At 63.4% G+C, this 17,956-nt stretch carries 18 protein-coding genes and 1 tRNA gene; 10 read left to right on the top strand and 9 right to left on the bottom strand.

Translation table 11 applies throughout. The features are described from left to right. Positions 1 to 19: 19 nt before the first annotated feature. Positions 20 to 835, bottom strand: a complete 816-nt coding sequence (locus tag AC3WTO_RS29580; RefSeq protein ID WP_492464463.1) for an ABC transporter ATP-binding protein — start codon at positions 833 to 835, stop codon at positions 20 to 22. A 211-nt stretch (positions 836 to 1,046) separates the two neighbouring features. Between AC3WTO_RS29580 and AC3WTO_RS29575 the strand changes: the two genes are divergently transcribed. The 4 genes from AC3WTO_RS29575 to AC3WTO_RS29560 are packed head-to-tail and all read left to right on the top strand — an operon-like array spanning position 1,047 to position 4,949. Continuing rightward, positions 1,047 to 1,919 (top strand): dimethylarginine dimethylaminohydrolase family protein, encoded by an 873-nt coding sequence (locus tag AC3WTO_RS29575; protein WP_492464464.1) that lies wholly within the window; start codon positions 1,047 to 1,049, stop codon positions 1,917 to 1,919. After that, on the top strand, positions 1,889 to 2,608 hold the full coding sequence (locus tag AC3WTO_RS29570; protein WP_492464465.1) for a TetR family transcriptional regulator C-terminal domain-containing protein: 720 nt from the start codon (positions 1,889 to 1,891) through the stop codon (positions 2,606 to 2,608). Before AC3WTO_RS29575 ends, AC3WTO_RS29570 begins: the two co-directional genes overlap by 31 nt. Beyond that, on the top strand, positions 2,605 to 4,182 hold the full coding sequence (locus tag AC3WTO_RS29565) for a 5-guanidino-2-oxopentanoate decarboxylase (RefSeq protein WP_492464466.1): 1,578 nt from the start codon (positions 2,605 to 2,607) through the stop codon (positions 4,180 to 4,182). The genes AC3WTO_RS29570 and AC3WTO_RS29565 overlap by 4 nt, the downstream gene beginning before the upstream one ends. Positions 4,183 to 4,241: 59 nt before the next feature. Then, a complete protein-coding gene (locus AC3WTO_RS29560) occupies positions 4,242 to 4,949 on the top strand; it encodes an SDR family NAD(P)-dependent oxidoreductase (RefSeq protein WP_492464467.1) in 708 nt (235 codons plus the stop codon). Positions 4,950 to 5,136: 187 nt separating this feature from the next. On the opposite strand, the gene AC3WTO_RS29555 is transcribed toward AC3WTO_RS29560, so the two are convergent. From AC3WTO_RS29555 to cmk, 3 genes are all read right to left on the bottom strand, one after another. Further along, positions 5,137 to 5,511 carry a VOC family protein gene (locus AC3WTO_RS29555; RefSeq protein WP_492464468.1) on the bottom strand — a complete coding sequence of 125 codons (375 nt, stop codon included), beginning with the start codon at positions 5,509 to 5,511 and terminating at the stop codon, positions 5,137 to 5,139. Positions 5,512 to 5,688: 177 nt separating this feature from the next. Further along, the gene (rpsA, locus tag AC3WTO_RS29550; RefSeq protein WP_492464469.1) at positions 5,689 to 7,389 is read right to left on the bottom strand and encodes a 30S ribosomal protein S1; all 1,701 of its coding nucleotides are present in this window, start codon (positions 7,387 to 7,389) and stop codon (positions 5,689 to 5,691) included. Between the two features lie 190 nt (positions 7,390 to 7,579). Further along, positions 7,580 to 8,230, bottom strand: coding sequence for a (d)CMP kinase (gene cmk, locus AC3WTO_RS29545; RefSeq protein WP_492464470.1), 651 nt, complete (start codon positions 8,228 to 8,230; stop codon positions 7,580 to 7,582). A gap of 163 nt (positions 8,231 to 8,393) precedes the next feature. On the opposite strand from cmk, the gene AC3WTO_RS29540 reads away from it, so the two are divergent. Further along, positions 8,394 to 8,924 (top strand): dihydrofolate reductase family protein, encoded by a 531-nt coding sequence (locus tag AC3WTO_RS29540; protein WP_492464471.1) that lies wholly within the window; start codon positions 8,394 to 8,396, stop codon positions 8,922 to 8,924. A 135-nt stretch (positions 8,925 to 9,059) separates the two neighbouring features. Here the strand turns inward: AC3WTO_RS29540 and AC3WTO_RS29535 are convergent, their stop codons facing one another. Both AC3WTO_RS29535 and aroA read right to left on the bottom strand, forming a co-directional pair. Next, positions 9,060 to 10,682, bottom strand: a complete 1,623-nt coding sequence (locus tag AC3WTO_RS29535) for an ABC-F family ATP-binding cassette domain-containing protein (protein WP_492464472.1) — start codon at positions 10,680 to 10,682, stop codon at positions 9,060 to 9,062. Positions 10,683 to 10,801: 119 nt separating this feature from the next. Beyond that, positions 10,802 to 12,154, bottom strand: coding sequence for a 3-phosphoshikimate 1-carboxyvinyltransferase (gene aroA / locus AC3WTO_RS29530; protein WP_492464473.1), 1,353 nt, complete (start codon positions 12,152 to 12,154; stop codon positions 10,802 to 10,804). A 202-nt stretch (positions 12,155 to 12,356) separates the two neighbouring features. Between aroA and AC3WTO_RS29525 the strand changes: the two genes are divergently transcribed. The 4 genes from AC3WTO_RS29525 to AC3WTO_RS29510 all read left to right on the top strand — a co-directional run bounded on the left by AC3WTO_RS29525 (position 12,357) and on the right by AC3WTO_RS29510 (position 15,002). Next, positions 12,357 to 12,743, top strand: coding sequence for a TIGR02300 family protein (locus AC3WTO_RS29525; protein ID WP_492464474.1), 387 nt, complete (start codon positions 12,357 to 12,359; stop codon positions 12,741 to 12,743). A 176-nt stretch (positions 12,744 to 12,919) separates the two neighbouring features. After that, a tRNA-Ala gene (locus tag AC3WTO_RS29520) sits at positions 12,920 to 12,995 on the top strand. A 202-nt stretch (positions 12,996 to 13,197) separates the two neighbouring features. Beyond that, the gene (locus tag AC3WTO_RS29515; RefSeq protein WP_492464475.1) at positions 13,198 to 14,298 is read left to right on the top strand and encodes a hypothetical protein; all 1,101 of its coding nucleotides are present in this window, start codon (positions 13,198 to 13,200) and stop codon (positions 14,296 to 14,298) included. Between the two features lie 86 nt (positions 14,299 to 14,384). Then, positions 14,385 to 15,002 carry a nucleoside triphosphate hydrolase gene (locus AC3WTO_RS29510; RefSeq protein ID WP_492464476.1) on the top strand — a complete coding sequence of 206 codons (618 nt, stop codon included), beginning with the start codon at positions 14,385 to 14,387 and terminating at the stop codon, positions 15,000 to 15,002. 114 nt (positions 15,003 to 15,116) lie between these two features. On the opposite strand, the gene AC3WTO_RS29505 is transcribed toward AC3WTO_RS29510, so the two are convergent. The 3 genes from AC3WTO_RS29505 to AC3WTO_RS29495 form a co-directional block, all read right to left on the bottom strand. Beyond that, positions 15,117 to 15,821: a glutathione binding-like protein gene (locus AC3WTO_RS29505; protein WP_492464477.1), complete on the bottom strand. Its 705-nt coding sequence runs from the start codon at positions 15,819 to 15,821 to the stop codon at positions 15,117 to 15,119. A gap of 131 nt (positions 15,822 to 15,952) precedes the next feature. Next, complete coding sequence (locus AC3WTO_RS29500; protein WP_492464478.1) at positions 15,953 to 17,161, bottom strand: beta-ketoacyl-[acyl-carrier-protein] synthase family protein; 1,209 nt, start codon at positions 17,159 to 17,161, stop codon at positions 15,953 to 15,955. A gap of 10 nt (positions 17,162 to 17,171) precedes the next feature. Continuing rightward, on the bottom strand, positions 17,172 to 17,426 hold the full coding sequence (locus AC3WTO_RS29495) for an acyl carrier protein (RefSeq protein ID WP_326894184.1): 255 nt from the start codon (positions 17,424 to 17,426) through the stop codon (positions 17,172 to 17,174). A 266-nt stretch (positions 17,427 to 17,692) separates the two neighbouring features. Between AC3WTO_RS29495 and AC3WTO_RS29490 the strand changes: the two genes are divergently transcribed. After that, positions 17,693 to 17,950 carry a DUF1272 domain-containing protein gene (locus AC3WTO_RS29490; RefSeq protein ID WP_492464479.1) on the top strand — a complete coding sequence of 86 codons (258 nt, stop codon included), beginning with the start codon at positions 17,693 to 17,695 and terminating at the stop codon, positions 17,948 to 17,950. Positions 17,951 to 17,956 lie beyond the last annotated feature (6 nt).

Raw genomic sequence — 17,956 nt, 5'->3', positions numbered from 1 at the left:
AGCCGCCCGTCCCTGAAGGTCAGCCGACATTGCGCAGAAACTGCTTCAGCCGTTCGGATTTCGGCGCACCGAACACCTGTTCCGGCGACCCTTCCTCCTCGACCAGTCCGTTGTGAAGGTAGATGACATGTGTCGCCACTTCGCGGGCAAACTTCATTTCATGCGTGACCAGCACCATGGTGCGTCCCTCGCGCGCCAGATCGCCGATCACCCTCAGCACCTCGCCGACCAGTTCCGGATCGAGTGCCGAAGTCGGTTCGTCGAACAGCATCACCCTTGGCTGGATGGCCAGCGCCCTCGCGATCGCCGCACGCTGCTGCTGTCCGCCCGACAGGAAGTGCGGATAGACATCACGCTTCTCCGCCAGCCCGACACGCGCCAGCAGCTTTTCGGCGGTGGCGATCGCTTCGTCGCGCTTCACGCCCAGCACATGCACCGGCACCTCGATGACGTTCTGCAGAAGCGTCATGTGGCTCCAAAGATTGAAACTCTGGAACACCATGCCCAGCCGTGAGCGGATGCGTTCGATCTGGCGGCGGTCGGCCGGCACGGTGTGGCCGTGGCTGTCCGCCTTGAGCTTGATCTCTTCGCCGTTGACCCGAATGATGCCGCTGGTCGGGTTCTCCAGACAGTTGATGCAGCGCAGCAGCGTCGACTTGCCCGAGCCGCTGCCGCCGATAATCGCCACGACCTCGCCGTCGCGCGCCGACAGCGACACGCCTTTCAGGACGTGAAGTTCGCCGAATTTCTTGTGTAGGTTCTCGACATGAATGGCTTCGGCGGCGCTGTTCAGCGCCTCGCCGGCTGGGATTGTGGCAACTTGTGCCGCGCTCACCGGGCGGTCTCCGTACGGTCGACGGCAGTTCGTCGAACGACTATCCGGCTAATCAACATACGCTGTGTTGTCCCGCTCCAGACTTCAGCATGGACCCGGCGGCGCGAGCCCGTCAATCCCGCTCATTACGGCACTTGCGACCTTGTTGTGCAAGTGTATAAATAGCCTTCGATGAAAATTTCTCGATTTTTTTCAGCTTAGAAGGGCATCGATGAGCGCTTTCGGATCACAGTCCATGGCGGCCCCGCTGCGTCGCGTGCTGATGCGGTCAGCGGCCAATGCCATGCGCGACGCTGACCGGGCCGCCTGGCACTATGGACCGGGATTCAATCCGACGAAAGCGGCAGCACAGCACAAGGCGCTGGCCGATCTTGTGGCGGCTTCCGGCGCCGAGATCGAGTGGATCGAAGACAGGGCCGACGGCTTGTCGGATTCGGTGTTCACCCACGATCCATCCCTCATGACCGACCGCGGCGCGCTGATCCTGTCCATGGGCAAGCCCCTGCGCGCCAAGGAACCCTCCCTGCACGAGGAAACCTACAAAAGACTGGGCATTCCGATCCTCGGTCGTGTCGAGGCGCCCGGCCAGGTCGAAGGTGGCGATTGCGTATGGGTGGATGCCCATACGCTGGCGATCGGACGCGGCGTCCGCTCCAACCAGGAGGGTATCCAGCAGGTGTCCAACCTGCTGACGCCGCTCGGCATTTCCGTCTACGGCTTCGACCTGCCGCTGTGGCAGGGCGAAGAAGCCTGCCTGCATCTGATGTCGGTGATCAGTCCGCTGGCAGACGATCTTGCACTGGTCTATTCGCCGCTGTTGCCGGCGGCCTTCTACCAGATGCTGAAGGCGCGCGGCATCCGGCTGGTCGAGGGCGATGCCGAAGAATTCGCCGCCTCCAACGGGCTTAGCCTCAACGTGCTGCCGACCAGCCCGCACAAGGTCATCGCGGTCGCCGGCTTCCCCAGGACCAAGGCTGCGATGGAAGCAGCCGGCTGTGTTGTCGAAACCTTCGAAGCGGATGCGCTCTGCATCGCCTGTGAAGGCGGGCCGACATGCCTGACGCGGCCAATCCTGCGGCAATGAATGCGCCGTCGCGCCGCAAGTTCCGCCGCGAGGGCGAGGAGCGGCGGCGGCAGGATCTGATCGAGGCGACCCTGGACAGCGTGGCCGAGCGTGGCCTGCAGGGCGCGACCTTGCGCACCATCGCATTGCGCGCCGGTGTCACCGCAGGGCTGATCCGGCACTATTTTCCGGGCAAGGAAGACCTGTTGCAGGCGGCCTACACGACGCTGGTCGGCCGCATGACGGAACAGGCCAAGGCGGCATTGGTCACGGAAGGCGCGTCGCCGCGCCGGCGTCTCGCGGCTTTCGTTACTGCCAACCTCAATGCGCCGATCATCGATGCGCGGGTGTTTTCGCTGTGGGCGACCTTCATCGGCCGCGCCAGCGCGGATCCGGCTCTCGCCCATGCCCATCGCGAAGGTTATCTGGGTTTTCGCAACGAGGTGGAAGCGCTTGTCGCCGACGTGCTCGCCGCCGAACGGCGCAAGGCGGACGCAAGCCAGCTGCGCCACCATGCCATCGCGATCAACGCAATCATCGACGGACTGTGGATCGAAGGCTGTCTCGCGGGTGAGATGTTCTCGCCCGGCGAACTGGCGACCATCGGTATTCGGGCTGTCGAAGCCGAGCTCGGCCTTGCGCCGGCAAGGTCCGAAACGCTGCAGTCTTTTCGCACCATGCGTCTCGCGCAAAAGGGAGAGAGCCAATGACCACCGTCGGCGAGGCGTTGATTGCGCTGCTCGAGGCGCATGGTGTGGATACCGTGTTCGGCATTCCCGGCGTGCATACGGTCGAGCTCTATCGCGGTCTTGCCGGTTCGCGCATCCGTCACATCACGCCGCGCCATGAGCAGGGCGCCGGCTTCATGGCCGACGGCTATGCGCGTGCCAGCGGCAGACCGGGCGTCGCCTTTGTCATCACCGGGCCGGGCCTGACCAACACCATTACGGCCATGGGGCAGGCACGGGCCGATTCGGTACCCATGCTGGTCATCTCCGGCGTCAACGCGACGGCGACGCTAGGGCGCGGCCTGGGTTATCTGCACGAACTGCCCGACCAGCAGGGCATGATGGCCAAGGTGGCGGCGTTTTCGGAACGCATCACCGATCCGGCCCGGCTGCCCGCCGTTCTCGGCCGCGCCTTCGATCTTTTCCGCTCCGCCCGCCCCGGTCCGGTGCACATCGAAATCCCGCTCGACGTCATGGCCTTGCCTGCCGGAGCATTGCAGGCGGTATGCTCCGAAGCTCGGCCGGCGGCGCCGGACGCCGCTGCGATCGAGCAGGCCGCCGCGCTTCTTGGCGGCGCTCGACGACCTCTCATCCTCGCCGGCGGCGGTGCGCGCCATGCCGAAGCGGCGCTGCGCCTGCTGGCCGAACGCCTCGATGCTCCCGTTGTGCAGACCGCCAATGCGCGCGGCCTCATGCATGGCCATGCGCTGACCGTTCCAGCCAGTCCGAGCCTCAAGGCAGTGCGGGCGATGATGGCCGACAGCGATGTCGTGCTGGCAGCGGGCACAGAATTCGGGCCGACCGACTATGACATGTATGGCGACGGCGGTTTCGTGGTGCCGGGCCAGCTTGTGCGCATCGACATCGACGCAAGCCAGCTCCGGCGACATCCGGCCATGGTTGCCATCGAGGCCGATTGCAAGGCAGCGCTCGAGGCGCTGGTCACGGCAATCGATCGGCCGAAGGCCTCGGCCAACGGCGCCGAGCGCGCCAAGACCGCACGACTGGCAGCCTTTGCCGAGATTGGTGCCGCCATGCAGGCGCAGGTGGCAGCCGTCGAAAGCATCCGCACAAGCCTGCCGGGGGCCATCATCGTCGGCGATTCGACGCAGCCGATCTATGCCGCCAACCTCTACTACGATCACGATCGCCCCGCCGGTTGGTTCAACGCGGCGACGGGTTTTGGCGCCCTCGGCTATGGCCCGCCGGCGGCGATCGGAGCAGCCCTGGCCGTCCCCGATGCGCCGGTTGTGTGCCTCACCGGCGATGGCGGCTTCCAGTTCACCTTGCCGGAGATGGCAGCCGCGCTCGATGCGCAGGCGCCGGTCATCTTCGTCGTCTGGAACAATCGCGGCTACCGGGAGATCGAAACCTCGATGCGCGATGTCGGTGTTGAGCCGGTCGGCGTCTCGCCTGCACCGCCGGATTTCTGCAAATTGGCCGATGCTTATGGCATTCTTTCGCAGAGACTGGAGGGGCCGGCTGGGTTCGGGCAGGCTCTCGGCAGGGCGCGGGCGACAAAAAAGCCTTTCCTCATAGAGATTTCGGTTGAGTGAGAGCGCGAAAGGCGCGACTTTCGAATATCCTTCAAATGACTGAGCAGGAGTTGTCGCGGATGGCGGCTACGCTGGACCAAAAACATGTTGTCGTCACCGGCGGGACGGGTGCGCTGGGCAGTGCCGTGGTGGCGCAGCTCTTGCAGGAAGGCGCTATCTGCCACGTGCCGAACAGCCATGCCGCGGCGCCAGCGCATTTCCCCTTCACCAAACACGACCGCGTGCATCTGGTGAACAACGTCTATCTCGAAGACACCGAAGCCGTCACCGCTTTCTACGCTGGCGTGCCGGACCTGTGGGCCTCGATCCATCTGGCCGGCGGCTTTGCCATGGCGTCGGTCGAGAAGACCGAATCGGCTGCCTATAACGAGATGATGGACACCAACGCCCGCACCGCCTTCCTGTGCTGCCGCGCGGCCGTTCGTGCCATGCTTGCCTCCGGCACGCGCGGCCGTATCGTCAATGTTTCGGCGCGCGCCGGGCTCGATCCGCGTCGCGGCGCCGGCATGGTCGCCTATGCCGCCAGCAAGGCCGCGGTGGCGGCAATGACGGTGGCACTGGCCGAAGAGCTGAAGGGCAAGGGCATCCTGGTCAATGCCATCGCCCCCTCGACACTCGATACGCCGGCCAACCGGGCAGACATGCCCGACGCCGATTTCTCGAAATGGGTAAGTCCCGACGCCGCGGCCGAGACGATCGTCTATCTTGCCTCGCCGCGCAACGAGGCAATGAGCGGAACCCTGGTTCCGCTCTACGGGCGCGCCTGAGCGGCGCAACCCGAACCCATAGATTCGCAGGGGCGACCGCCCGTCGGCCGCCAGGCCGCCCCATCGGAGCCGTGAGCGAAGCGAACTGGCGTGAGATCAGGTCGAACGCTTGGTTTCGCAAGGGCGACGGCCCGTCGGCTGCCAGGCCGCCCCATCGGAGCCGTGAGCGAAGCGAACTGGCGTGAGATCAGGAAAACGGCGCGTCGATCATGGCCTCGATGTTGTAGCCATTCGGATCGATCACGAAGGCTGCGTAGTAGTCCGGCGTGTAGGCCGGTCGCGGTCCCGGCGCGCCATTGTCGGTTGCGCCGGCGGCCAGCGCCGCGTGATAGAAGGCATCCACCTCGGCGTGGCTTTTGGCGCGGAACGCGACATGCAGGCGGGTCAGCGGGCCGGCGCTTGCCGACTGCATGATCTCGAACAGGCCGTCGCCGATGTCGAAGGCCCAGAAGACGCCATCTTCCCCGAATGAAAGCTTGTAGCCGAGCGGCTCGAAGGCCTTCTCGTAGAACAGCTTGCTTGCAGCAATGTCGCTGACCGCGACGGTGACGTGATCGATCATCCTGAATTGCTCCCGCCCAACACCAGCATTCTGCCGGCGCGGCGAATGTTCCCGGCCGCCCGTCGACTTGCAAGGCTGGCCATTCGACGCAGGGACAACAAAAAACCCGCCGGATCGCTCCGGCGGGTTTCTTTTGACTTTGGCTTTGCGCCGCGAAGGCGGCGCAAAGGGGCTGACTTAGTTGCCGCCTTGCTTCTTCAGCGCGGCGCCAAGGATATCGCCCAGCGAAGCGCCGGAGTCGGTCGAACCGTACTGAGCAACGGCTTCCTTCTCCTCGGCGATCTCCAGCGCCTTGATCGAGACCTGCAGCTTGCGGGTCTTCTTGTCGAAGGCGATGATGCGGGCGTCGACCTTCTGGCCAACGGTGAAGCGTTCCGGACGCTGCTCGTCACGATCACGCGACAGGTCGGAGCGCTTGATGAAGGTGTCGATGCCGCTTTCGACCAGCCGCACGTCCAGACCACCATCCTTCACACCGGTGACTTCGCAGGTGACGACGGCGTTCTTGCGCAGTTCGCCCGAAGCGGCGGCGTCGCCCGCCGCATCGCGCTCAAGCTGCTTGACGCCGAGCGAGATGCGCTCCTTGTCGATGTCGACGTCGAGAACCTGGGCGCGCACGATCTGGCCGCGCTGGTACTCTTCGATGACCTGCTCGCCCGGACGGTTCCAGTCGAGATCCGACAGGTGCACCATGCCGTCCACGTCGCCGTCGAGGCCGATGAACAGACCGAACTCGGTCTTGTTCTTGACTTCGCCTTCCACGGTCGAGCCGACCGGATGGTTGGCAGCGAAGGCATGCCACGGGTTCTCCAGCGTCTGCTTGAGACCCAGCGAGATGCGGCGCTTGGCCGGATCGACTTCCAGCACGACCACGTCGACCTGCTGCGTGGTCGACAGGATCTTGCCCGGATGCACGTTCTTCTTCGTCCACGACATTTCCGAAACGTGGATGAGGCCCTCGATGCCCGGCTCCAGCTCGACGAACGCGCCGTAGTCGGTGATGTTGGTGACAGTGCCGGTGATCTTCTTGCCGATCGGGAACTTGGTACCGATATCCGACCACGGATCGCTCTCGAGCTGCTTCATGCCGAGCGAGATACGATGGGTTTCCTGGTTGATGCGGATGATCTGCACCTTGACCGTCTGACCGATGTTGAGGATCTCGGTCGGATGGTTGACGCGGCGCCAGGCCATGTCGGTGACGTGCAGCAGGCCGTCGATGCCGCCGAGGTCGACGAACGCACCGTAGTCGGTGATGTTCTTGACCACGCCTTCGACCACCTGACCCTCTTCGAGGTTCTGGACGATCTCGGAGCGCTGCTCGGCACGGCTCTCTTCAAGCACGGTGCGGCGCGAAACGACGATGTTGCCGCGACGGCGATCCATCTTGAGGATCTCGAACGGCTGCGGGTTGTGCATGAGCGGGGTGACGTCGCGGATCGGACGGATATCGACCTGCGAACGCGGCAGGAAGGCCACGGCGCCGTCCAGATCGACGGTGAAGCCGCCCTTGACCTGGTTGAAGATGACGCCTTCGACGCGCTCGCCCTTGGCGAACTTCTCTTCCAGCTTGACCCAGCTTTCTTCGCGGCGAGCCTTGTCGCGCGAGAGCATGGCTTCGCCCAGCGCGTTTTCGATGCGCTCGACATAAACTTCAACGGTATCGCCTGGCTTGAGGGTGCCGTCCTTGCCCTTGGTGCCGAATTCCTTCAGTGCCACGCGGCCTTCGACCTTGAGGCCGACGTCGATGATGGCCATGTCCTTTTCAATGGCAGTGACGATACCGCGAACAACCTGGCCTTCGCCCGAGTGACCGTCCGAGAACGATTCTTCGAGCATGCTCGCGAAATCGTCGCGAGTCGGAATGGATTGAGACATACTTTCTCCTGAAAGCCTCTCGTGGAGGCTGGCGCCGTGGGTTAGCGTTGCGATGACCTGCCGGTATTCCGGGTCAAGACCCTGTGCCGCTGTGAAGCGGCGGTTCGGCGCAAAGAATGCTGGCAGGCCGGTTATTGCCCTAAATAGGTATTTTCACGCAGCTCGCAAATGCGGGCGGTAAAACACCTGATCAGGCCTTGTCTCCATCGGCCAGAACGTCGTCAACGATCGTTTTGGCCGCCAGAAACGCGGCTTCTATAGACATTTGCGACGTATCAAGCAAGTGCGCGTCGCTGGCAGGCCTCAGCGGTGAGTCGGCGCGGCCCATGTCGCGTTCGTCGCGGCGGGTGATGTCGGCAAGGATGGTGGCGAAATCGCCGGTGCCGTCATTGGCCTCGATCTCCGCGAGCCGGCGCCGAGCCCGCACTTCCGCGCTTGCGCTCACGTAAAGCTTCACCGCCGCGTCCGGGCACACCACGGTGCCGATATCGCGGCCGTCGAGAACCGCACCACCCGGTTGCGCCGCGAAGGCGCGCTGCTTCTCGACCAGGATGCGGCGCACCTCCGGAATGACGGCTACTTTCGACGCGGCCTCGCCGACGGCATGCGCCGACAGCACCGAGCGGTCGAGATTGCCGAGGTCGATCAGCCGTGCGGCTTCGACCGCATGCGGCTCATCGCCAAGCGGCCAGCCCTTGGCAAGCAGCATCTGCGCCACAGCGCGATAGGTCAGGCCGGTGTCGAGGTGTGGCAGGTGGTAGTAATCCGCCAGCCGCCGGGCCAGCGTTCCCTTGCCGGCGCCAGCCGGACCGTCGATCGCTATGGTGAGAGACTGAGGCATAGCCATGCTTCAAGCCGAGACGCCAGGGGAAAGCAAGTGTGTTCCTGGCCAAACCCGCTTCCGGTCGACAGAATGTCTGATCGACGGAATTTGGACGGGCTGCGTACCGTTATCGTCCTTGTTGCATTCTTCCTGGTGTGCGTTTCCTGCGATGGAGAGCCGAATGAGGAAAGTCATCGTCACCGAATTCATCAGCGCCGACGGTATCGCCGAGGTCGAGAAACTGACGGGCGTCGCCTGGAATGCCGAGATGGACAGGTTCAAGGAGGATGAGCTTTCCGACAGCGGCGCCATGCTGCTGGGGCGTGTGACCTACCAGATATTTGCAAGGTCCTGGCCGCACGAGACTGGGGATTTCGCCGACAAGTTCAACGCATTGCCGAAATATGTCGCATCGACCACGTTGAGGCAGCTCGACTGGCAGCCCGTTCAAAAGCTGGAAGGGCCCTTGCCCGAGGCTGTCAGGAAGCTGAAGCAGGGCGCCGGCGGCAATATCTATGTCCACGGCAGCATCAGCCTGGCCCAGCAACTGCTGCACCACGGTCTCGTCGACCGCATCAGGCTGCTCAGCTATCCGCTCGCTGTCGGCCAGGGAAAAGCGTTTTTCGCACCCGGAGAACAACAGACATTCGAGCTGGTTTCAGCAGCGCCGTTCAGCAACGGTGTCGTGGCTCTGGAATATGCGCCGACGTAGAGCGTTTCCGTTTTTCGCGGAAACGCAGAAACACTCTAACTCTCTGTTTCGACGCAATTCCGGACGCAAAACCGCTGCGCACTTTTGCTGGAATTGCTCAACGCCAGCCTAGAGACAGCCGGCTGGCGCGCTTTCCTACCCGCGCAGGCCCGGCGCTTCATGTCCCGTGCGCTCGACATATTCGGTGTAGCCGCCGCCATAGGCGTGCATGCCGTCTTCCGTCAGCTCCAGCACGCGGTTGGACAGCGCCGCCAGGAAATGGCGGTCGTGGCTGACGAACAGCATCGCACCTTCATAGCGTGACAGCGCCTCGATCAGCATCTGCTTGGTGGCGATGTCGAGGTGGTTGGTCGGCTCGTCGAGTACCAGGAAGTTCGGCGGATCGAACAGCATCTTGGCCATCACCAGCCGGGCTTTTTCGCCACCGGAAAGCACGCGGCACTTCTTCTCCACCTCATCGCCGGTGAAGCCGAAGCAGCCGGCGAGTGCGCGCAGCGGCGCCTGGCCGGCCTGCGGGAAGGAATCCTCCAGCGATTCCAGCACGGTGCGCTCGCCCTCGAGCAATTCCATCGCGTGCTGCGCGAAATAGCCCATCTTGACGCTGGGGCCACGCGACACCGTGCCATCGTCAGGCTCGGAGGCACCAGCCACCAGTTTCAGCAGCGTCGACTTGCCGGCGCCGTTGACGCCCATCACGCACCAGCGCTCGCGCCGGCGCACCTGGAAGTCGAACCCGTCATAGATGGTGCGGCTGCCATAGCTCTTGGAGACATTCTTCAGCGTCGCCACGTCTTCGCCCGAGCGCGGCGCCGGCTGGAATTCGAAGCGCACGGTCTGCTGGCGCTTGGGCGGTTCGACCTTGTCGATCTTCTCCAGCTTCTTGACGCGGCTCTGCACCTGCGCGGCGTGCGAGGCGCGCGCCTTGAACCGCTCGATGAAGGCGATTTCCTTGGCCAGCATCGCCTGTTGGCGCTCGAACTGCGCCTGCTGCTGCACCTCGGCGATGGCGCGCTGCTGGCGGTAGAATTCGTAGTCGCCGGAATAGCTGGTCAGCGCGCCGCCGTCGATCTCGACGATCTTGCCGACGATGCGGTTCATGAATTCGCGATCGTGCGACGTCATCAGGATGGCGCCGTCGTACCCTTTCAGGAAGTTCTCCAGCCAGATCAGGCTTTCAAGGTCGAGATGGTTGCTCGGTTCATCGAGCAGCATGGCATCGGGCCGCATCAAAAGGATCTTGGCGAGCGCGACGCGCATCTTCCAGCCGCCCGACAGCTTGCCGACGTCGCCGCTCATCATCTCCTGGCTGAAGCCGAGCCCGTCGAGCACCTCACGCGCACGGCCATCGAGTGCATAGCCATCCAGTTCGTCGAAATGAGCCTGCACCTCGCCATAGCGAGTGATGATCTCGTCCATGTCGTCGGCACGATCCGGGTCGCCCATGGCGGCTTCCAGCTCGGCCATTTCGGCGGCAAGCGCGCTGACGGGGCCGACGCCGTCCATCACCTCGGCCACGGCGCTGCGGCCGGCCATGTCGCCGACGTCCTGGCTGAAATAGCCGATCCGTACGCCGCGATCGATCGCAACCTGGCCTTCGTCAGGCAATTCCTCGCCGGTGATCATGCGAAACAACGTGGTCTTGCCGGCGCCGTTCGGACCGACAAGCCCGACCTTCTCGCCGCGCTGGATCGTGGCCGAGGCCTCGATGAAGACGATCTGCTTGCCGTTCTGCTTGCCGATATTTTCAAGGCGGATCATTGGTTCGAGCTCAAAGCGTTCTTTAGGATGCCGGTCTGCTGAAACAGGACCGGCAGTGAATATGAGGTGTGAGCCGGGCTTGTATCACCCGGCCCATGACAGGATGGAGGCGTTTATGACTAGTCGATCTTGGCGCCCAGGCGCGTCATCAACCCCATGAATTCCGGGAAGCTGGTGGCGATCATGGCGCGGTCGTCTACCGTGACCGGCTTTTCGCTGGCAAGGCCCATGACGAGGAAGCTCATGGCGATGCGGTGGTCGAGATGGGTTTTCACCGCCTCGCCCTTTGCTTCGCCGCCCAGGCCCTTGCCGTCCGGAACACCGCGCACGCTGAGCGAAGCTTCGCCTTCCGTGCAGTCGACGCCATTGAGCTTGAGGCCGTTGGCGACGGCGGCGAGCCGGTCGCTTTCCTTCACCCGCAGCTCTTCCAGGCCCTGCATCACCGTTTCGCCCTCGGCGAAAGCGGCCGCGACCGCCAGCACCGGATATTCGTCGATCATCGACGGCGCGCGTTCAGCCGGCACGGTGACGCCCTTGAGCTCTGAATAGCGCACGCGCAGGTCCGCGACATCCTCGCCGCCGGCGTTGCGCGGGTTGAGGATGTCGATCTGGCCGCCCATCTCCTGCAGCGTCAAAAGCAGGCCGGTGCGGGTCGGGTTCATCAGCACGTTTTCGATTGTGATGTCGGAGCCGGGCACGATGAGCGCGGCCACCAGCGGGAAACCGGCCGACGACGGGTCGCCTGGCACGGCGATGACCTGGCCGGTGAGTTTGCCCTGGCCTTCGATGAAGATGTGGCGCACGCCGCGCTCGTCGGTTTCGACCGTGAGATTGGCGCCGAAGCCCTTCAGCATCTTTTCGGTATGGTCACGCGTCATCACCGGTTCGATCACCGTGGTGATGCCCGGCGTGTTGAGACCCGCCAGCAGCACCGCGGATTTCACCTGCGCGGAAGCCATCGGCACGCGGTAGGTGATCGGCGCGGCATGTTTCGGTCCGCGCAGGGTGATCGGCATGCGGTCGCCGGCTGCTGCCTGCAACACCTGCACGCCCATCTGGCGCAATGGCTCCAGCACCCGGCCCATTGGGCGGCTGGACAGCGAGGCGTCGCCGATGAAGATGGTTTCCATGTCGTAGGTGCCGACCAGGCCCATGGTGAGGCGCGAGCCGGTACCGGCATTGCCGAAGTCGAGCGGGCTTTCGGGTTGCAGCAGCGCGCCGTTGCCGGTGCCGCGGATCACCCACTCGTTGCCATGTTTCTCGATATGGGCGCCCATCGCCTTCATGGCCTGTCCGGTGCGCATCACGTCCTCGCCCTCGAGCAGGCCGGTGATGCGGGTCTCGCCGGAAGCCAGCCCGCCGAACATGAAGGAGCGGTGCGAGATCGATTTGTCGCCCGGCACGCGCGCCGTGCCGGAAAGCGGCGGCGAGCGCCGCGCGGTCGCAGGTTGGTGTGTGGCGTCGTGCGCCATGTCGGATGTCCTGGATTTGTCGGGCCGAGCTTTGCTCGAGGCCTTGGGTGGTCATTGTTGCAAGGAAGTTCCTAACACGCCCGTTCCATGTCGTCATCCCGAAAAAGGCGGCAAAACGGCTGATGGCAAGGCGGTGGCATTAGGCTTTGACAGCGCCGCAAACTGCCATTAAGGGGACCAATCTTTCTGTACGAGGCTTGCCGTGGCAAAAGCAGAACTTGGCACAAAACGCGTGGACCCTGAAACGGGCCGCAAATTCTATGATCTGAACAAAGATCCGATCGTCTCTCCCTATACGGGCAAGAGCTATCCCCGCACCTACTTCGAGGACGGCAAGGCTGTCGTGATCGAAGAAGAGGACGAAGTCGAGGACAAGGAACTCGACAACGAGGAGGAAGGCGCTGAAGTCGTGTCCCTGGAGGATGCCGACGAAGAGGCGAAGGGTGACGACCTGCCGGATCTGGGCGACGACGATGACGACGTCGACCTGGGCGACGACGACGACGACACCTTCCTCGAAGACGAGGAAGAAGAAGATGACGACGTTTCCGACATGATCGGCGTCGGCGACGACGACGACGACGTCTGATATTGTGGCAGGCGGAAAGCGCCTGCCAGCTTTCGAGCCGGCTTTGCGAAAAAAGCTGTTTCGAAAGACTTGCTATTGCGGCAAGGCGGCGCTAGAAGCCGCCCTGCACTGACCCGGCGGGGTCCCAACCTCGCCAGAATATCCCGCCCGAAACGGCGGTCGGCGGAAGCCGGAGTGGGGCCATAGCTCAGTTGGGAGAGCGCTTGAATGGCATTCAAGAGGTCGTCGGTTCGATTCCGATTGGCTCCACCAATTTTCTAATATCTCACGGCAGTTCGCTTCGCTCACGCCTCCGATGGGGCGGGCAAGGCCCGGGCCGCGGTCGCGGCCTTGTTCCGATTTGACTGCTGCCTGATTCCCCGGAGTGTCTGAAAAGCGGTTGCCATGCCTGGCCGCATCTTGCGCGTCACCCTGCCGTCACGCTTTGCTGGCTACACGCGAATCGGAGCAGGCGATGGACACGGTCACATTCACGGCCAAGGGCATTTCGGTTTCAGTTGATACAGCCGTCGGCCACATCGCGGACCTGACCATCGAGACGGGCGGCCGCAGCCTCAAACCACTGCACCGGGCGCCTTGGATTGATGAACCGCAGGAGGCGCTGCCTCAGGGCTTGCCCGATGGCGTAACGCGGCTTTCCGGCGATTTTCTGTGTGCGCCATTTTCGCGCAGCGATGTCGAGGAAGCGCCGTTGCATGGCTGGCCCGCCAACAGCCGCTGGGATCTTGTCGACAGTTCTGCGACAGCCGATGGCTGGCGCGCAGCCTTCAAGCTCCAGCGTCCTGTGATGGGAGCCGTCGTCGAGAAGATCATCACGCTGCGTGACGGCCACCCGTTCCTATATCAGGAACATGCTTTCATCGGCGGAAACGGCGCGATCTCTGTTGCACACCATCCCATGACGGTGATGCGCGAAGGCGGACACCTTGCCTTTTCGCCAAAGCGAGCAGTGGTGACCGACGGCAATCCGCCGGAACCGGATCCGGCGCGGGGTCGTTCCCTGCTTTCCTACCCGGCTCGCAGCGAAGACCTGCATCATTTTCCCGGCAAGGATGGTGCCGTCGTCGATCTCGCCGAATACCGGCTCGACCGGCGCCATGAGGACTTCGTCACGCTTATCGAGGCCAGCCATGGCGGTCCGGGCTGGACCGCGGTTTCGCGCACCGCGGAAAAGGATGTCGTGCTGATCCTGAAGAACCCGGCCGATCTGCCGGTTACCATGCTCTGGATCTCGAATGGCGGGCGCGACTACGCGCCTTGGAACGGCCGCCATCGCGGCGTGATCGGCATCGAGGACGGGCGCACGGCGGTTGGCCATGCTGCGTCGCTCGGCGACAACTGGTTGAAACGGGAAGGGGTGGCAACCGCTTTCGAGCTCGCCCCCGACCGTCGCGTCGCCTTCCGTCATGTCATCGGAGTTCTGCCTGTGGCAACGGACAAGGCGGTGCGTGACGTTTCCGCCGCTGCGGGCCGGCTGCAGGTCGCGACCGCCGCCGGCGCCGTGCTCGACGCCACCTATGATGCCGAATTCCTGCGCGGCGGCGGTCTCGGCTGAGCCGGATAGTCTTCCGTCACGGGAGATTTGAAAGTTTCATGGATGACCGGCAAGATGCCATCACTGTAGCGCGGAGGGAACGGCTCATGTCTGAAATTGCCACCATTGCCGCAACGATCTTCAAGCGTGCGGCCAAGGCGAAACGTTTCGTCGTTGCCATCGCCGGCCCGCCCGGCTCTGGCAAATCGACGCTCTCGGCGGCGCTGCATGACGTGCTGCCGGATGGCACCGCGGAAGTGGTGCCGATGGACGGGTTCCACTATGACGACATCATCCTCGACAAGCGCGGCCTGCGCGCCCGCAAGGGCGCGCCGGAAACCTTCGACTTCGCCGGCTTCGAAGTCCTGCTCAGGCGCATCCGCGCCGGCGAACCGGACATCGCCATCCCGGTCTTCGATCGCAGCATCGAGTTGTCGCGGGCAGCTGCAAGTATCGTGAGCAGCGATACCCGTTTCATCCTTGTGGAAGGAAACTACCTGCTTCTGGATGAAGAGCCATGGTCGCGGCTGGCGCCGATGTTCGACTTCACCATTTTCGTCGACGTGACGCGTGGCGAGCTCGAGCGTCGATTGCGCCAGCGCTGGCACGAGCATGGACGCAGCGACGAGGATGCGATCGCCTGGATTGCGTCCAACGACATGCCCAACATCGAACGCGTCCTGACCCGCCGCCGATCGGCGGACCTTGTCATCCAGCAGGACTGACGAGCGGCCGCGCCGATAGAGCAAGTCCAGCAAAAGTGTGAGCGGTTTTGCGTCCGGAATTGTGTGAAGACAAAAGTTGGAGCATTTCCGCGATTCAGAGAAAACGGAAATGCGTCAGGGCTTGGCCGGAATGGCGAGGCCGCGCTGCACGGCTGGCCGCGCCAGGCAGCGTTCCAGCCAGGCTGCGACGTTCTTGAAATCGGCGAAGCCGACCAGTTCGCCGGCTTCATAGAAGCCGATCAGGTTGCGTACCCAGCCGACCAGCGAGATGTCGGCGATGGTGTAGTCGTCGCCCATGATCCACTGGCGGCCTTCGAGGCGCTTCTCGAGCACGCCAAGCAGGCGGCGCGATTCGTTGCGGTAGCGCTCGAGTGGGCGCTTGTCGGAAATTTCGCGGCCGGCGAATTTGTGGAAGAAGCCGAGCTGGCCGAACATCGGGCCCACGGACGCCATCTGGAAGAACACCCACTGGATGGTTTCGTAGCGCAGCGCCGCATCTTCGGGCAGCAGTTTGCCGGTCTTCTCGGCCAGATAGAGCAGGATGGCGCCGGATTCAAACAGAGGCAGCGGCTTGCCGTCCGGTCCGTTGGGGTCGATGATTGAAGGGATCTTGCCGTTCGGATTGAGGGACAGGAACTCCGGCGTCCAGCTTTCGTCCTGGCCGATGTTGACGAAATGGGGTTCGTAAGGCAGCCCGATCTCCTCAAGCATGATCGACACCTTCACGCCATTGGGCGTTGCCGTCGAATAGAGCTGCAGGCGGTCCGGGTGTTGTGCCGGCCAACGCGCATTGATCGGGAAGGCGGAAAGATCGGTCATTGTTGCCTCGGAAAAGGGGCGGTGCGAACGCCTCGCCAGGGTGGGTTTGGAAGAATTAGACCTGCCTGCGCCATATTCAAGAAGCGCCACAGCGTCTCGGCGTTTCCGTGGAAAACGGAAACGCCCCAGCGTCAAACCGCCTTGAACGCCAGCACGGCGTTGGTGCCGCCAAAAGCGAACGCGTTGCTCAGCGCGGCACGAACAGGGCGTTCCTTCGCGACGTTCGGGGTGATGTCGAGATCGCAGTCCGGGTCCGGCTCGCGGTAGTTGGCTGTCGGCGGCACGATACCGTCGCGGATGGCCATGACGCAGGCAATCATCTCCAGCGCGCCGGACGCGCCCAGTGCATGGCCGTGCATCGACTTGGTCGATGACACCGAGAGCTTGTAGGCATGATCGCCGAAGGCGCGCTTGATCGCGGCTGTCTCGATCTGGTCGTTCGCCTTGGTGCCGGTACCGTGCGCATTGAGATAGTCGACGTCTTCCGGGCTGAAGCCGGCATCGGCAAGACAGAAGCGCATGGCGGCCTCAGGCCCTTCGACGGTCGGCGCCACGATATCCGAGGCATCCGCCGAAATGCCGACGCCGGCGATCTCGCCCAGGATGGTAGCACCACGTGCCATAGCGTGTTCGTAGCTTTCCAGAACGGCCATGCCGGCGCCTTCGCCCATCACCAGGCCCTGGCGATCGGCCGAGAACGGCCGGCACGTGTCGGGAGAGAGCACGCGCAGAGCTTCCCAGGCCTTCATGATGCCCCATACCAGCGGGGCGTCCGAGCCCCCGGCCAGCATGACATCCGCCCGGCCGAGCCGAATCTGGTCGACGGCCGAGGCGATGGCGTGGTTGGCGGAAGCGCAGGCCGAGGTGACACCGAATACCGGGCCGCGCAGGCCGAATTGCATGCTGATTTGGCCAGCCGCAGCGCCCGGCATCACCTTGGGCACGGAAAAGATATCGGCTCGGCTTCTGCCATTCAGAAGCAGAGCGCGGTAATTCTCCTCGACGGTCTCCCAGCCGCAGACGCCGACGCCGACGGTTGCGCCGATGCGATAAGTGTTCTCGGCGCCGACGGTGAGGCCAGACTGCTGCATGGCCTCGGTGGCGGCGATGATGGCGAGAAGACTGAAACGGTCGAGCGTGACCAGCCGCTTGCGTTCCAGGCCATGCTCCGGCAGCGTTTTGATCTCGCTGCCAACTTGCACCTTCAACTGATGCAGATCCGCGCCGACCACCTGCCCGATCGCCGAGCGGCCTGCCTTCATCTCGTTCCAGATGGAGGTGGCATCATTGCCAAGTCCGCAGATGCCGCCAATACCGGTGATAACGACGCGTGTGCGCATGGAGCCTCGGTCAGGCTTTCTTCGCGATCAGCGCGCGAACAGCCTCGACCATGTCACCGACATTCTTGAGGTTGCTCCAGGCATCGACCGTGTTCATCTCGATTTCGATATTATAGGCCTCTTCGAGATCGAAGATGATTTCAGTGAGCTCGAGCGAATGGATGCCGAGCGCCGTCAACTCGGTATTGGTCGTGATCTCTTCGCCGCCGGGCTCGGCATGAGCCTTGATCTTAGCGATGATCTCGTTTGCCAATTCGTCAGCCATTCGAAGTCCTTCCCCCAAATCCGCATTTCGTGCCTGGGAGGCGTCTCGACGCCCCTGTTCTCGTTGCCCCTGACGGAAGCATGACGCGTAGAGCCGCCGGTTGTGGCGGCATCAAGGCCGCACTCTCTATAGAAACCGAAACCCGGCGAGGCAACAACCGATATGGACATAGCCGTTCCATACTTAACTTGCAGGATCGCTAACTTTCCACGACAAAGGGCAAACGCCGGCTCCAGCCGCCGGAATCCGACGATTGGGAGAACGTAATGCTCGAACTGCGCCCCGGATGCGAATGCTGCGACAAGAATCTGCCGCCAGATGCCACCAACGCCATGATCTGCACCTTCGAGTGCACCTTTTGCACGGAATGCGTCGAGATGGTGTTGAAGGGTGTCTGCCCGAACTGCGGCGGCAATTTCTCGCAACGGCCGATCCGTCCGGCAACTCTCCTGCAGAAATACCCGGCGTCGACCAAACGGGTGTTCAAGGCCGAAGGCTGCCAGTCGCGCGCGGACGCGGCCTGAGCAGGC

The organism is Mesorhizobium sp. EU05-FHT14A09, assembly GCF_058790995.1.
This window is presented reverse-complemented; position numbering and strand designations above follow the sequence as displayed.

Bases quoted from the DNA above. Each gene is read 5' to 3' on its own strand.
- AC3WTO_RS29575 (WP_492464464.1), top strand. From the start codon at position 1,047: ATGAGCGCTTTCGGATCACAGTCCATGGCGGCCCCGCTGCGTCGCGTG.
- AC3WTO_RS29570 (WP_492464465.1), top strand. From the start codon at position 1,889: ATGCCTGACGCGGCCAATCCTGCGGCAATGAATGCGCCGTCGCGCCGC.
- AC3WTO_RS29565 (WP_492464466.1), top strand. From the start codon at position 2,605: ATGACCACCGTCGGCGAGGCGTTGATTGCGCTGCTCGAGGCGCATGGT.
- AC3WTO_RS29560 (WP_492464467.1), top strand. From the start codon at position 4,242: ATGGCGGCTACGCTGGACCAAAAACATGTTGTCGTCACCGGCGGGACG.
- AC3WTO_RS29555 (WP_492464468.1), bottom strand. From the start codon at position 5,511: ATGATCGATCACGTCACCGTCGCGGTCAGCGACATTGCTGCAAGCAAG.
- rpsA (WP_492464469.1), bottom strand. From the start codon at position 7,389: ATGTCTCAATCCATTCCGACTCGCGACGATTTCGCGAGCATGCTCGAA.
- cmk (WP_492464470.1), bottom strand. From the start codon at position 8,230: ATGCCTCAGTCTCTCACCATAGCGATCGACGGTCCGGCTGGCGCCGGC.
- AC3WTO_RS29540 (WP_492464471.1), top strand. From the start codon at position 8,394: ATGAGGAAAGTCATCGTCACCGAATTCATCAGCGCCGACGGTATCGCC.
- AC3WTO_RS29535 (WP_492464472.1), bottom strand. From the start codon at position 10,682: ATGATCCGCCTTGAAAATATCGGCAAGCAGAACGGCAAGCAGATCGTC.
- aroA (WP_492464473.1), bottom strand. From the start codon at position 12,154: ATGGCGCACGACGCCACACACCAACCTGCGACCGCGCGGCGCTCGCCG.
- AC3WTO_RS29515 (WP_492464475.1), top strand. From the start codon at position 13,198: ATGGACACGGTCACATTCACGGCCAAGGGCATTTCGGTTTCAGTTGAT.
- AC3WTO_RS29510 (WP_492464476.1), top strand. From the start codon at position 14,385: ATGTCTGAAATTGCCACCATTGCCGCAACGATCTTCAAGCGTGCGGCC.
- AC3WTO_RS29505 (WP_492464477.1), bottom strand. From the start codon at position 15,821: ATGACCGATCTTTCCGCCTTCCCGATCAATGCGCGTTGGCCGGCACAA.
- AC3WTO_RS29500 (WP_492464478.1), bottom strand. From the start codon at position 17,161: ATGCGCACACGCGTCGTTATCACCGGTATTGGCGGCATCTGCGGACTT.
- AC3WTO_RS29495 (WP_326894184.1), bottom strand. From the start codon at position 17,426: ATGGCTGACGAATTGGCAAACGAGATCATCGCTAAGATCAAGGCTCAT.
- AC3WTO_RS29490 (WP_492464479.1), top strand. From the start codon at position 17,693: ATGCTCGAACTGCGCCCCGGATGCGAATGCTGCGACAAGAATCTGCCG.